The organism is Thioalkalivibrio sp. AKL9, from assembly GCF_000377825.1.
Classification (GTDB): domain Bacteria; phylum Pseudomonadota; class Gammaproteobacteria; order Ectothiorhodospirales; family Ectothiorhodospiraceae; genus Thioalkalivibrio; species Thioalkalivibrio versutus.
Map to the genome: position 1 here is coordinate 17,876 of NZ_KB905117.1, position 13,963 is coordinate 31,838.

Here is a 13,963-nt window from a genome sequence, read left to right on the forward strand (position 1 = left end):
CTTTGCCATAAAGACAATGATAGCCGTCCCGAACCCATTGTGCGACCGCACCCCCGGATCCCGGCCCTTCCCTTCGCTTCGGCCGGCATAACCGTTCTACGCAAGGTAGACCTGGACCTGTAGGAGCCGAGCCTCTCGGCGATTGGGGCATTGGTTGGGCCCTATCGCCCAGGGGCTGGGCTCCTACACTCGCCGTGGCTCCGCAGCCTGTAGGAGCCGAGCCTCTCGGCGATTGCGACGCCGGACAGGCCTGTTCGTCCAGAGGCTGGGCGCCTACATGCACATGGGTTGGTGCTGTTTACGGGTTGCGGATGAAACCCATGGCTTCCAGCTTGAGCAGGATGCGATGGGCGGCTTCGTCCGAGCCCATGTCGCGGGTGTCGATGCGCTTGCGCGCTCTTACCTCAAAACCTGAATGGCAATCCCCAAGTCCAGCTGACCCCATGCTCGGTCGGCGGTCAGCACAGGGAGCGCCTTGTCCATCGCCAGGGCGATGCAGGCCCGGTCGGCCATCGACAGCCCGTGCTGCCGAGAAGGCTCCCAGAGTTGTGCCGCCAACGCGGCTTGTTCCGCTGTGAAGGGCTCGAAAAGCAGCCCGACATCGGAAAACTCCTGCTGCATCTCCTGGATGTTCACGTTGCGCTGGAGCGATTTCTGCATCACTTCGGACCAGTTCACGGTTGAGACGCGGCCGCCATCCAAAGCGGGTGCCACGTGGTCGCCACCCGGCTCGTCATGCAGAAAGGCCAACACTGCCGAAGCATCCAGTACCGTGGTCATGGAGCCTTGCGCTCGCGCGTCGCCTCGGACCGCCGCTCGTCGATCAGCTCATCCACAAGGCTGACGTCCCTGGGGATGTGCTTGAACCGATCGCGCAACCGCCTCTCGACGAGTTCTCGCCGTTCCAGCACCAAGCTCTCGCCAACCAGACGCGCGACCAAGCGGTCGCCGGCTTTCAGCTTGAGTGTCTTGCGCAGCCCCGCGGGAATAACGACGCGGCCCTGAGCCCCTATCTGGACTTCGTTATCTTGATGTGCCATCAATCGTTCCTCATGCCACGACCTACTAGAAGGTGACACGCACTCGTCCGGCGCGCAAGAACGACGGAGGCAGATCAGTTCTTCACAGTTCTACGTTTCGCTGCGACCGGGATGACCGTTTACCTGCGGTGGACCCGGACCTGTAGGAGCCGAGCCCTCTCGGCGATTGGGGCATTGGACAGACCCGTTCGCCCAGGGGCTGGGCTCCTACACCGCTTGGTGGCCCTAGACCTGTAGGAGCCGAGCCACTCGGCGATCGGGCGCGGAAATACGAACCGGCCGCACCTGCGACAGCTCAACGGCGTTCCGTTAAAGCCGATGCGGTTGGGCTCAGGCGGCTTCCGACCGCAGGAGCGGCCAGGCTCCCTGCTTGGACGCTTCGAGAATCACGACTTCCACAATCGTTCCGTCTTCGGCGTAGCTCACACTAGTGTTCCAGTCCTGCGAACATTCGCGCGTAATCGGCTTGTCGGACAGATGCAGGACGAGAATGTCATCGGTTTCGTCATAGGTCGTGCGCATCGTCACTCTCTCCAGTCAAAGTGATGCATGACGGTTTTGACTACCAATTGTTCTTCAAGCACCAAAGCCGCACAAATGAGGTTGTCGCAACGGTCTTCGAAGTGCTTCGCGGTCCATAACCGACGCTCATCCTTGTAGCGTAGCTCACCCGTTTCCACCAATTCCGCCAAATCGCTTTCCGAGATTTCGCGCTGCGCCATCCGTTCTCGCGCATGGCGCGTAACGTTTATCGGTCGGTCGAATCGTTGGGAGTGCATTCCTTTGCCTCTCATCTCCAAGTTCGGCCAGTGAGCTCTCTGACCGTTCTAGCTCTTTGTGAGCGCCCAACTTCGTCATCCCGGAAACCGCGAAGCGGTTATCCGGGATCTCGTGCGTCTGGGGAGCCCCCACCGGTGCAGATCCCGGCTCTTCGCTTCGCCGCGGCCGGGATGACGGTGGGGACGGGTGGTCCGCACAGATGACGGTTGGCGTGACGCTGAGCCGGGCCCGGTAGGAGCCTGCTCGCAGGCGAATGCCCCTGCCCGCGTCCGGCTCTGGCAGGGGCTTCGCCGCCAAGGCGGCTCCTACGGATTGCGGGGCTCCGGGGCTACGGCCTCGGGCTTTGTGCCCTGGAGCTCGGCGCGGAGTTGTTCGATTTCGGTCATCAGGGTTTTGTGCTCGGCGCGTTTGCGCTGGAGCAGGCCGTACGCCAGGCGGGCCTTTTCCTGTAGGCCGCTTGGCGTGAGCTTGTACAGGTAGGCGGAGCGGTTGTCCGAGCGGCGGAAGTTCTGCGCCTTGACCCAGCCGCGGTCGAGCACGGCCTTGAGGGCGTAGTGCGTCTTGCCCACAGACAGGCCCAGGGCACGCGCGAGCTGGCGTTGGCTCATGTCCGGCTCGCGTTCGAGCAGGCGGAGCACTTCCAGATGAAGGTCTTCTTCAATCAATAGGTTATCGATTCGGTGGGCGGCGTTTGGGCACGCTACCGCCGGGACGGTCCACCCCGATTTCTTGCGGGTCCGCCTCGGCTGGGGGATCTTTTCTTCACCGTACGTTCACGGGCTGAACGCACATTGGACCATTTACAAGGGCCGCAATCAACGGCTCCCAGCGACGGGCTGATTTTGATGGAGCTTCGCGAGTAGGAGCCGGGTCCTCTTGGCGATCGGGACGTTGGTCAGGCCCTATCGGCCAGAGGCTGGCCTCCTACACGTGCTATGGATCCCGGACCTGTAGGAGCCGAGCCTCTCGGCGATTGGGGCGTTGGTTGAGCCCTATCGCCCAGGGGGCTGGGCTCCTACGCGCAAGGTGCACGGTGCAGGTCAGTCGTTGTTGAAGAGGTCGCGGGTGTAAATCTTGTCGGCCTGGTCGCGGATGTCGTCGGTGATGCGGTTGGCGACGATGACGTCGGACACGTGCTTGAACTCGTCCAGGTCGCGGATGACGCGGGAGTGGTAGAACTCGTCGTCGGGGAGCTCCGGCTCGTAGACGACGACCTCAATGCCCTTGGCCTTGATGCGCTTCATTACGCCCTGGATGGCGGAGGCGCGGAAGTTGTCGGAGCCGCTCTTCATCACCAGGCGGTAGATGCCGACGACCTTCGGCTGGCGCTTGATGATCGCGTCGGAAACAAAGTCCTTTCGCGTGCGATTGGCGTCAACAATGGCCTTGATAATGTTATTCGGGACCTCGTCGTAGTTGGCCAGCAGCTGTTTGGTGTCTTTCGGCAGGCAATAGCCGCCAAAGCCAAAAGAGGGATTGTTGTAGTGGCTACCGATGCGCGGGTCCAGGCACACGCCCTCGATGATCTGGCGCGTATCCAGGCCGTTGGCTTCGGCGTAGCTGTCCAGCTCGTTGAAATACGCCACGCGCATGGCCAGGTAGGTGTTGGCGAACAGCTTGATCGCCTCGGCCTCGGTCGAGTGCGTGAAGACCATGGGGATATCGTGGTCCATCGCGCCTTCCGCCAGCAGCCGGGCGAAGGTCTCGGCCCGCTCGGACTGCTCACCGACGATGATCCGGGAGGGGTGCAGGTTGTCGTACAGCGCCCGGCCCTCGCGCAGGAATTCCGGCGAGAACAGGATGTTGTCGGTCTCCAGCTCCGCCTTGATCTCGCGCGTGTAGCCGACCGGCACGGTGGACTTGATGACCATTACCGCATGCGGATTGATCGCCAGCACGTCGCGGATGACCGACTCCACGGTGGCGGTGTTGAAGTAGTTGGTCTGCGGGTCGTAGTCCGTCGGCGTGGCGATGATCACGAAGTCCGCGCCCGCGTAGGCCTCCTGCTTGTCCAGCGTGGCCTTGAGGTTCAGCGCGTGGTTTTCCAGGAAGTCCTGGATCTCGACATCGATGATCGGGGAGTGCTTGCGGTTGATCTGGTCGACCTTCTCCGGCACCACGTCGAGCGCGACGACCTCATGGTTCTGCGCAAGCAGGACGGCGTTGGAGAGCCCGACGTAGCCGGTTCCGGCGACTGCGATTTTCATTCCTGGTTTCCTTCCTGTTGCAATCGGTGTAGCCAAGTTCGTCGGCCGTGCGTCCGAGCCCCGTAGGAGCCGCCTTGGCGGCGAAGCCCCTGCCGAAGTCCGGCGCGGGCAGGGGCTTCGCCTGCGAGCAGGCTCCTACAGGGGCGCTGGCACGTTTACCCAGCGCCCGAGGATACTGGGGCGCCATGAACAATGATGCGATCGGGGGCACGAAAGGTTAACGCCCGCCTTACCCAGCCACGCGTTCCTGCGGTGGGTGATTGGCCGGGGCGTACTCGTGCACCACAGCGCGGATGGTGCGGCAGGCCCGCTCGGTGTCCATGTCGCGGTCGGCCTGGTCCAGCTGATTGAGGGCTGCGTGCAGGTCCTTCGCCGATACGCAGTCCTCGCGTGCGCGCATGATCCGCGGATGGCCTGTGGCCTGGACGTTGTCGCCGATCAGCAGCTCCTCGTAGAGCTTCTCGCCCGGACGCAGGCCGGTGAACACGATCTCCACGCCATCTTCGGGCACGCCGTCTTCCTTCACCTGGCGCCCATGCAGATGGATCATGCGGCGCGCCAGGTCCACGATGCGGACCGGCTCGCCCATGTCGAGCACGTAGACCTCGCCGCCCTCGGCCATGGCACCGGCCTGGATCACCAGTTCGGCCGCCTCGGGGATGGACATGAAGTAGCGCGTGATCTCCGGATGGGTCACCGTCACCGGGCCGCCATCGCGGATCTGCTGGTGGAACAGCGGCACCACGGAGCCGGACGAGCCCAGCACGTTGCCGAAGCGCACCATGCTGAAGATGGTCCCGCGCTGCTCTCGGGCGCGATCCTGCAGCACCATCTCGGCCAGGCGCTTGGTGGCGCCCATGACGTTGGTGGGACGCACGGCCTTGTCGGTGGAGATCAGGATAAAGCGGTCCACGCCGGCATTGAGCGCTGCCTCCGCGAGCACGGCGGTACCGAAGACATTGTTGCGCACGCCCTCGATCAGGTTGGCCTCGACGATGGGGACGTGCTTGTAGGCCGCCGCGTGATAAAGCGTCTGCACGCCATGCTCCGCCAGCACGGAGGCCACGCGTCGCGTATTGGCGACGGAACCCAGAACCGCGTGGACGGCCGGGCACCGGTCCAGCTGCGCCGCGGTTTCCTGCAACTCGCGTTCGATGCTGTACAACGCAAACTCGTTGCGCTCGAACAGGATCAGCGTCGCCGGTTCGAGACGAATGATGCGCCGACACAATTCCGAACCGATGGAGCCGCCCGCCCCGGTCACCATGACGATGCGGTCGCGCACACTGCAGGTGAGTAGCTCCGGGTCCGGCGGTACGGCATCACGACCGAGGAGATCGGCGATGTCGACGTCCTCCAGCTGCTCGAGACTCGCATGCCCGGAGACCACCGACTCCATCGACGGGACCGTCTGGACGTACACCGGAAGCGGCTCCAGCTGTTCCAGAATGCGGCGGCGTTCCTGGCGCGTCGCGGATGGGATGGCCAGGAGCATCCGCTTGACCCGAAAACGCGACACAAAGCGCTCCAGACGATCCGGACTATGGACCGGAATCCCGTCGATCGAACTCCCCTGCAGGCTGCGATCCTCGTCTACGAAGGCGACCACTCGAAACCGGCCCCCGGCCTTGAGCCCGGAAAGGAGCTGCACGCCGGCCTCGCCCGCCCCGAACACCACCACCGGCTCGGCACCCGCGCCCGCCTCGATGATCGAGCGATACCACGTGCGCACCAGGAAGCGGCTGCCGCCGACATAGATGAAGGCCACGATCGCGAAGTTGATCGGCACGGAACGCGGAAAGCTGTCCACGCGACCGATCGCAACGGCGGCCCACAAAACAAGAGCGAGGACCGCCACACCGGACCCCACCGCCCAGATCGTGCGGGACCCCATGAAGCGGATTACCGCCCGGTACAAACCCAGCTTTGCGAACACGGGTATGCCCACCAGCACCACCAGAGGGAACAGCCACCAGGTCTCCTGCATGATTGTCGGGAACGGCTCCGCGAGGCGGATGGCGAAGCCCGACCACAACGCCAACGGCAGCATGACCACATCCGCCAGCACCATCAGCCAGCGCTTTGTCGAGCGCGGCAGCTTGAGCAGCCTTTCCAAGCTCCGGCTCAGCATGATTTGCAACACCGTTCCGGCATGTCTCGCCCGACTCTCCCGTCCACAAAAATTGCCTGAATTACACTACAGCAAGTGTACGCACCCGTTCGCCGCCGCTCTCCATCGCGGCGTGCGGAGCATAAGCAAGCCGTGATGAAAATGCACTCATCGCTGAAGGGGTTGTCATCATTCCATGCTGGCAGGGGCTTCGCGGGCAGGCCCGCTCCCACAAGGGTACCCCCGGCTTGGTTTACTGTGGGAGCGGCCCTGGCCGCGAAACCCCCGCCAAACTCCATCCAGCCCCTTACTCTAGCCAGGCCGCATCCCACAGGGGGTAATCACCGAGATTGCCGACCAGCCCTGCCCGCAGCGGGTTCGCCACCACATAGCGGGCGACCGCCTGGAGATCCTCTTCCCGGCGCAACGCGCGGTCGTGGAAGCCGCTCTGCCACACTCGACACGTGCACCTCCGCAGTCGCCCAATCCGGCGGGTAGAGAGACTCTTGAGCTTTTGCACGGTACTGGAGAGGTCACCCCCTTCCAACTGCATCAGCCAGTGCACATGGTCAGGCATGACCACGAAACAGAGCGTCGACGCCGCGCCTTCCAGATCGCGCAACGCATGAACGACGCAGCGACCCTGGTCGAATTGCGAAAACCATGCTTGCCGATTAGCACAGACCGCGGTGATCAGATAGACCCGCCCCGGCTCGCTGAAACGGCCGAGGCGCAGACGGTGCGTTCGTGCCTTCCGTGGCATTCCAACCTCCTTGACTTGTCGAAGCACTTACTTGCAGGAACGAGCTTTGTGGGAGCGGGCCTTGCCCGCGAACGCCTCCCGCCCAAGCCCAACACCGGCAGGCGCTTCGCGGGCGAGGCCCGCTCCCACAGTGAAATTGCGACAGCCCAAATTGCCTCAGGTTAGGAGTTGGGCGAGGTCGTCGGGGCCGAGGATGGGGATGTCGAGGGATTCGGCCTTGGTGACCTTGGAGCCGGGGTCGGCGCCGGCGATGACGGCGGTGGTCTTTTTGGAGACGGAGCCGGTGATCTTGGCGCCGCGGGCCTCGAGGGCGGCCTTGGCCTCGTCGCGGGTCATGGCGTCGAAGCTGCCGGTGAGGACGTAGGTGCAGCCGGCCAACGGCGCGTCGTCGCCCGTCTCCGCGACCTCGCGCCGGGGCGGGTCGGGCCAGTGCACGCCAGCGTCGCGCAGGGCGCGGATAACCTCTAGGTTGTGCGGCTCGGCGAAGAAGTTGGCGATGTGCTCGGCGACGATGGGGCCGACATCCGGGACTTCCTGCAGCGCCTCGGCATCCGCCTGCATCAGCGTGTCGAGGTCGCCGTAGTATTCGGCCAGGTTGCGGGCGGTGACCTCCCCCACCTCGCGGATGCCCAGCGCGAAGATGAAGCGCGCCAGCGTGGTCTCGCGCGCCTGCTCCAGCGCGTTGACCAGGTTCGCGGCGAGCTTCGGGCCGACCCGTTCCAGCGCCTCCAGGCGTTCGGCATCCAGGGCAAACAGATCCGCCGGGCTTTGCACGATCCCGCCGTCGGCCAGCTGCTCGATGATCTTCTCGCCGAAGCCCTCGATATCCATCGCGCGGCGCGAGACGAAGTGCTTGAGGGCCTCGCGCCGCTGCGCCGGGCATACCAGCCCGCCGGTACAGCGGGCGACGACCTCGCCTTCGGTGCGCTCGATGTGCGAGTCGCACTCCGGGCAGGCCGCGGGCATCTCGATGGCGCGGGTATCGGCGGGGCGCTCGCCGCCGGCGCGGCCGACCACCTCGGGGATCACATCGCCGGCGCGGCGCACGATCACGCGGTCGCCGATGCGCACGTCCTTGCGCGCGATCTCGTCCATATTGTGCAAGGTGGCGTTGCTGACCATCACGCCACCGACCAGCACCGGCTCCAGGCGCGCCACCGGGGTGAGCGCACCGGTGCGGCCGACACGGAACTCGACATTGCGCAGGGTGGTGGTGCGCTCCTCCGCCGGGAACTTGTGGGCGATGGCCCAGCGCGGCGCGCGCGAGACGAAGCCGAGCTGCTGCTGATCGGCCAGGGCATCCACCTTGTAGACGATGCCGTCGATCTCGTAGTCCAGCCCCGCGCGGCGGGCGGCCAGGCGCTCGTAGTATTCGAGACAGGCCTCGACGCCCTCCAGCACCTCGCGCTCCGGGCAGGCCGGGAAGCCCAGGCGCTGCAGCCAGTCTAGGGTGCCGGACTGGGTGTCCGGCAGCGTTCCACCCTCGACGAAACCCACCGAGTAGGCAAAGAAGCTGAGCGGGCGGCGCGCGGTCACCTTCGAGTCCAGCTGGCGCAGGCTGCCGGCGGCGGCATTGCGCGGGTTCATGAACCCGCGCAGGCCGTCCGCCTCCAGCCCGGCATTCAGGCGCTCGAAGTCGGCGCGGCGCATGAAGACCTCGCCGCGCACCTCCAGCACCCGCGGGGCATCGTCGGTGAAGCGGTCGCCCAAATGCAGCGGGATCGGCCGCACAGTGCGCACGTTCGCGGTCACGTCCTCACCGGTCTCGCCGTCGCCGCGGGTGGCGGCCTGGATCAGGCGACCGTCCTCGTAGATCAGGCTGATGGCGAGGCCGTCCAGCTTGGGCTCGGCCATGTAGGTGACGGCGCCCTCGCCGCGCGCAGGGTCGCCAGTCTGTTTCGCCAGACGCTCGCGCACGCGGCGGTCGAAGTCGCGGATCGCGTCCGCCTCGAAGCCGTTGGCGAGCGACAGCATTGGCAAGCGATGCCGGACCGTGGCAAAGCCCTCGGCCGGGGTGGCGCCCACGCGCTGGGTGGGCGAATCGGGGGTGACAAACTCCGGGTGGTCCGCCTCCAGTTGCTCCAGCTCGCGCATCAGGGCATCGAACTCGGCGTCCGAGACCTCGGGGTCGTCGAGCACGTAGTAGCGGTAGTTGTGATGCTCGATCTGGCGACGCAGCGCGTCGATGCGCGTCTTCGGAGAATCCGTCGAGCCAGCCTGCGAGGCAGGCGAACCCGACCGGCTCACCGCGTACTCCGCCGGCGCAGCACATCCGGGCGGTGGCGGCGGAGCCAGTCGCTCAGGTCCTCGCGCATGTAGGCCAGCGTCTGGTTGGTCGCGGTGGACTGCTGGGCATCCAGGATGCTGCCGCCGAGATCGCGCGCCAGCACGTGGGCATGCTCCAGCAACGCCTCGAAGGCGCGCTGCGGCTCGGCGCTGCGATGCACCTGGGTAAACAGCGTGACGCCGGGCGTCATCATGTCCGCCAGGTCTTCCTCGCGCAGGGTGCCGGGCGGGATCATGTTGGCGGCGGAGAAGAGCGGCACGCCGGCATCCGTCTCCGGCTCAAAGAAATGGTAGATATCCATCTCGCCGGGGGTCATTCCAGCGCGCTGCATCGCCGCACCCAGGGCGACGCCGGTAAACGGCTTGTTGCGCGGCGCGACCACGTGCAGCAGCAGGATTTTCTCCTCCGACGGGCGGCGTTCGGCCCTCGGATTGCGCCCCACCACGCGCGGCTCGGACACGTATTCGCCCAGCGTCTCCATATCCGGCGCCGGCTGTTCGATCAGGTCCGGGTTCATCTCGTGGTCCGGATCCAGATGCTCGCCCAGGGTGTCATGGGCGCGCGTTGGCTTGAGCTTGCCCGGACGCAGGCGATCCATGCCGGAGCGCAGACGTGCACCCAGCCCCCCGAACGCCTCGCGGGCCCGCTCGACCGGGGCGCTGGCCGAACCCTTGCGCCGGGCCCGGGCCGGGCGATCCTCGGGCGACGGTTCGAACGCCCCGTGCGGCGGGGGCGGCGTGGGCTCGTCGTCGCTGTCCAGCACGCCGTAGATGTCCTGGGCGCGCTCACCCCGCCGACCGTAGTCCGGTTCCAGATCCGGCTCGTCGTCGTTGGCGGTCACGCCGAGGTGCGGCTCGTGGCGCTCCTCGCGCGCCGCGCCGGGGATGCGCGGCTCGTCGAACGCGGGTTCGCGCGCGCCGCCCGTGCGAACGCTGCGCCCGGTATCCAGCGGATCGCCCCAGCCGGCCTCCGGTTCAACGGAGTCCCCGGGCTCGGCCGGCTCGTACCAGCGCTTGTCGCCCGGCTCGTCACTGGCACGGATATGTACGGCCTCGTCGCCCCAGTCCGCGGCATCGTCCTCCATATCGCGCTGCTGCGCCCGCGCGCGCAGACGATGGGCGGCCCAGATCCCCGCGATCAGGACAATCCCCAAAATGACCAGGCTGATACGCATCCAATCCACAAAAAACCTCGTTGATCCCGGTACCGACGGTCAGGCCTCGGCCAGTTCCACAGCCTCGTCGATATCCACGCTAACCAGGCGCGACACGCCTGGCTCGTGCATGGTAACGCCGATCAGCTGTTCCGCCATGGCCATCGTTGCCTTGTTGTGAGTAATGAAGATGAACTGGATCTGCTCCGACATCTCGCGCAACAGGTCACAGAAGCGGCCGACGTTGGCCTCGTCCAGTGGGGCGTCCACCTCGTCCAGCATGCAGAAGGGCGCCGGATTCAGCTCGAAGATCGCGAACACCAGGGCCGAGGCGGTAAGCGCCTTCTCGCCGCCGGACATCAGGTGGATGGTCGACAGGCGCTTGCCCGGCGGGCGCGCCATGATGGTGACGCCGGTATCCAGGAGGTCATCGCCGGTCATCTCCAGGCGCGCCTCGCCACCGCCGAACAGGCGCTGGAACTTGTGCCCGAGCCCGGCATTCACCTGATCGAAGGTCTGCTTGAACAGGGCCCGGGTCTCGCGATCGATGCGATGCATCGCCTGCTCCAGGGTTTCCAGCGCCTCGATCAGGTCGGCGTGCTGCTCCTCCAGGTAGCGCGAACGCTCCTCCAGGCTGCGCGCCTCGTCGATCGCCGCCAGGTTGATCGGTCCGAGCTTCTCGATCTTGCGATCCAGTTCGCCGATCGCCTGTTCCCAGGCGGGGACGGTCGCGTCCTCCGGTAGCTCGGGCGCCAGGGCCTCGGCGGCGAAGCCGGATTCCTGGAACTGGGTCTTGAGCTGTTCGATCTGCACCGAGCGTTCGCGCAGATCCAGGCGCAGCTCCTCGCAGGTCGAACGCTGCGCCTCGACCCGGTTGCCCAGCTCGGTGCTGGTGCTCGCCAGCTCGCGCAGCCGCGCGTCGCAGGCCTCCAGGTCCGCCCGCGCCTGGGTCAGGCGGGCCTCGGCGGCCTGGCGCTGTTCCGCCACGGTCTGCAGGTCCGCGCGCCACTGCTCCAGCGGGCCCTGGCGGTCGCTGAGCCCCTGCGCCAGGCGCTCGCGGCGCTGGGCGTCGTCCTCGCGCTGGCGCTCCAGGCGCCCGCGTTCGTTCTGTTCGCGTTCCAGGCGATGGCGCGCCTCCTGCTCGGCCATGCGCGCCTGGTTGGCCGTGTCGCGCGCCGCGCGCACTGCGTCGCGGGCGCCCGTCTGGGCCGTGCGCGCGGCCTCGACCCGCGCCTCCAGAGCGGCGCGGTCGGCCTCCAGGGTCTCGATGCGGGTCAGGGCCTCGTTGCGTTCGGCCTCCGCGGTGGCGAACTGCTCGCGGGCGCGCGCGGCCTCCTCGTCCAGCTCGCCCGCCTCGCGGTCGATGCGTTCCTGCTGCTGCTCCAGCTGGCGCGCCTGGTCGCGCAGGCGCTGCACGCGACGCTCACGGTCCTCGATCTGCGCCTTTTGTTCGCGGATCTGCCCGTCCAGCGCCTCCCGCCGGGCGCGAGTGGCCGCGATGGTCTCGTTGCGTTCTTCCAGCGCGGCCTGCAGCCGGCTCACCTGCGTGTTCAGTTCCTCCTGGCGTTCCTGCAGCTCGCGCGCCAGGCGGACGCGGGCCACCGCACCGCTGGCCCCACCCTCCAGCGTGCGATGAGCGACCCAGCCCGGGCCCAGCCAGGTGCCGTCCGGGGTGATCACGCTCTCGCCCGGCCCCAGCGTGGCCAGGCGCGCCCGCGCCGCGTCGGCATCCTCCGCGCAATGCACCAAGGCGAGCCAGGCAGTGACGACCGGGGAGCCCTGTACCTGCCCGGCCAGGCTCCCCGCCGGCACCTCCGGCGTGTGCGACAGGCCCGTGCCGACCAGGCGCAGCATCGCCTCGGGGAGATCCGGCGCGGTCTCCGGCTGATCGGTGACGGCGGCCTCCAGCCAGCTGCCCAGCACCATCTCCACCGCGGTATCCCAGCCCTCGGTCACCTCCAGCTGCTGCACCAGCGGGCGCGACAGGTCCAGCCCGTGCTCGCGCGCCCAGGCCTCGCGGCGGGCGCGGGTCTCCTGCGGGTCATCCTCGCCGGCGAAGTGCTCCAGCCCCGCCAGGCGCCCGGCGACCTCGCGCGCCTCGCGTTCGGTGGAGTGCAGGGTGTCCTGCTCCTCGCGCTGGGCCTGTTCGAGATCGGCCAGCGCGGCCTGCTGCTGGTCGCGTTCGCCCTGCAGCCCCTGCAAGCGCTCGCGCAGTCCGGTGAGTTCCGCGTCCAGGCGGTCGGCCTCGGTGCCCGGATGGGTCTGCGGCAGGGCCGCGCGCTCGGCCTCCACGCGTTCCCGGCGCTGGGCGACGCGCTTGAGCAGATGCTCGGCATTGTCCATGCGCGAGCGCGCGAGCTGGGCGTTTTGGCGCGGCTCGGCGAGCGAGCGCTCCCACTCGGTGAGCGCCTCGCGTGCGCTCTGATATTCGGTTTCGGCACCTTCGGCGGCAGCTTCCAGGCGTTCGCGCTCGGCCTCCGCGGTCGTGGCGGCCTCCTGACGCTGCGTACTCTCCTGTTCCGCCTGGGTAATGCGCGCCTCCACCGCCTGGTGCTCGCTGGCGGCGGCCTCGATGCGGCTTTCGAGCTGGCGCAGTTCGGCCTGTTCGCGCGCCAGTTCGTCCTCCGCATGGCGGATGGACTGCTCCAGGCGCGAGACCTCGGCGGCGCGATCGTAATAGGCGCTTTGTGCCTGGGTGGTAGCGGCCTCCAGCTCGACCCGCTCCTGGCGTGCCTGCTCGGTGCCCGTCTGGGCCTTTTGGGCCTCGGCCTGGCTCGCAGCCAACGCCGTCTCGGCGTCGTTCAGGCGGGCGCGGCTGGCCTCCGTCTCCTGCTCCTGCGCTTGCAGGCGCAGCAGGATGGCCTCGGCGCGCTTGCGCCGGCGCTCGGCGGCCAGCGCCTGGTAGCGCTCGGCAGTCGCGGCCTGGCGGTTGAGGCGCTCGGCCTGCTTGGACACCTCGTCGCGCACGTCGTCCAGGCGTTCCAGGTTCTCGCGGGTATGGCGTACCCGGTTCTCGGTCTCGCGGCGGCGCTCCTTGTACTTCGAGATGCCGGCGGCCTCTTCCAGGTAGACGCGCAGCTCTTCGGGGCGCGCCTCGATCAGCCGCGCAATCATGCCCTGCTCGATGATGGCGTAGCTGCGCGGGCCCAAGCCGGTGCCGAGGAACAGGTCGACCACGTCGCGCTTGCGCGCGCGCTGGCCGTTGAGGAAGTACTTGGACTGGCCGTCGCGGGTCAGCGCGCGCTTGACCGCGATCTCGCCGTAGCCGCTGTACTCGCCGCCCAGGCGACCGTCGGAGTTGTCGAACACCAGCTCGATGGAGGCCTGCCCCACCGGCTTGCGGCTGGAGGAGCCGTTGAAGATGACGTCCTCGCTGGAGTCCCCGCGCAGGTGCTTGGCCGAGGACTCGCCCATGACCCAGCGCACGGCGTCGATGGTATTGGACTTGCCACAGCCGTTCGGCCCGACCACGCCCACCCGGTTGCCGGGGAGGACGAGTGTGGTCGGGTCCACGAACGACTTGAAGCCGGCCAGCTTGATTCGGGCGAGTCGCACGTTCGGCGCTATCCGCGGTCAGGAAAGTCGGGGTTAGAATGGTACACGCTTAGACGTTTACCGTGACC

General features: G+C 67.1%; 11 protein-coding genes. All 11 read right to left on the bottom strand.

Annotation, left to right across the window (positions count from 1 at the left end; all coding sequences use genetic code 11):
* Positions 1-399: 399 nt before the first annotated feature.
* A complete protein-coding gene (locus tag D573_RS0112275) occupies positions 400-780 on the bottom strand; it encodes a PIN domain-containing protein (protein WP_018938974.1) in 381 nt (126 codons plus the stop codon).
* Positions 777-1,040 (bottom strand): AbrB/MazE/SpoVT family DNA-binding domain-containing protein, encoded by a 264-nt coding sequence (locus D573_RS0112280; RefSeq protein WP_018938973.1) that lies wholly within the window; start codon positions 1,038-1,040, stop codon positions 777-779. The genes D573_RS0112275 and D573_RS0112280 overlap by 4 nt, the downstream gene beginning before the upstream one ends.
* Positions 1,041-1,370: 330 nt before the next feature.
* On the bottom strand, positions 1,371-1,562 hold the full coding sequence (locus D573_RS0112285) for a DUF2283 domain-containing protein (protein ID WP_018938972.1): 192 nt from the start codon (positions 1,560-1,562) through the stop codon (positions 1,371-1,373).
* A 2-nt stretch (positions 1,563-1,564) separates the two neighbouring features.
* The gene (locus D573_RS0112290; RefSeq protein ID WP_081618766.1) at positions 1,565-1,819 is read right to left on the bottom strand and encodes a DUF4258 domain-containing protein; all 255 of its coding nucleotides are present in this window, start codon (positions 1,817-1,819) and stop codon (positions 1,565-1,567) included.
* A 306-nt stretch (positions 1,820-2,125) separates the two neighbouring features.
* Positions 2,126-2,485, bottom strand: a complete 360-nt coding sequence (locus D573_RS0112295; RefSeq protein WP_018938970.1) for a MarR family EPS-associated transcriptional regulator — start codon at positions 2,483-2,485, stop codon at positions 2,126-2,128.
* A gap of 375 nt (positions 2,486-2,860) precedes the next feature.
* Complete coding sequence (locus tag D573_RS0112300) at positions 2,861-4,027, bottom strand: nucleotide sugar dehydrogenase (protein WP_018938969.1); 1,167 nt, start codon at positions 4,025-4,027, stop codon at positions 2,861-2,863.
* 229 nt (positions 4,028-4,256) lie between these two features.
* On the bottom strand, positions 4,257-6,158 hold the full coding sequence (locus tag D573_RS0112305; RefSeq protein WP_018938968.1) for a nucleoside-diphosphate sugar epimerase/dehydratase: 1,902 nt from the start codon (positions 6,156-6,158) through the stop codon (positions 4,257-4,259).
* A gap of 286 nt (positions 6,159-6,444) precedes the next feature.
* The gene (locus D573_RS0112310) at positions 6,445-6,900 is read right to left on the bottom strand and encodes a transposase (RefSeq protein WP_018938967.1); all 456 of its coding nucleotides are present in this window, start codon (positions 6,898-6,900) and stop codon (positions 6,445-6,447) included.
* Positions 6,901-7,056: 156 nt separating this feature from the next.
* The gene (ligA, locus tag D573_RS0112315) at positions 7,057-9,147 is read right to left on the bottom strand and encodes an NAD-dependent DNA ligase LigA (protein ID WP_018938966.1); all 2,091 of its coding nucleotides are present in this window, start codon (positions 9,145-9,147) and stop codon (positions 7,057-7,059) included.
* Positions 9,144-10,361, bottom strand: a complete 1,218-nt coding sequence (locus D573_RS0112320) for a cell division protein ZipA C-terminal FtsZ-binding domain-containing protein (protein WP_018938965.1) — start codon at positions 10,359-10,361, stop codon at positions 9,144-9,146. The genes ligA and D573_RS0112320 overlap by 4 nt, the downstream gene beginning before the upstream one ends.
* Before the next feature lie 39 nt (positions 10,362-10,400).
* On the bottom strand, positions 10,401-13,895 hold the full coding sequence (smc, locus tag D573_RS0112325; RefSeq protein ID WP_018938964.1) for a chromosome segregation protein SMC: 3,495 nt from the start codon (positions 13,893-13,895) through the stop codon (positions 10,401-10,403).
* Between the last annotated feature and the right edge of the window lie 68 nt (positions 13,896-13,963).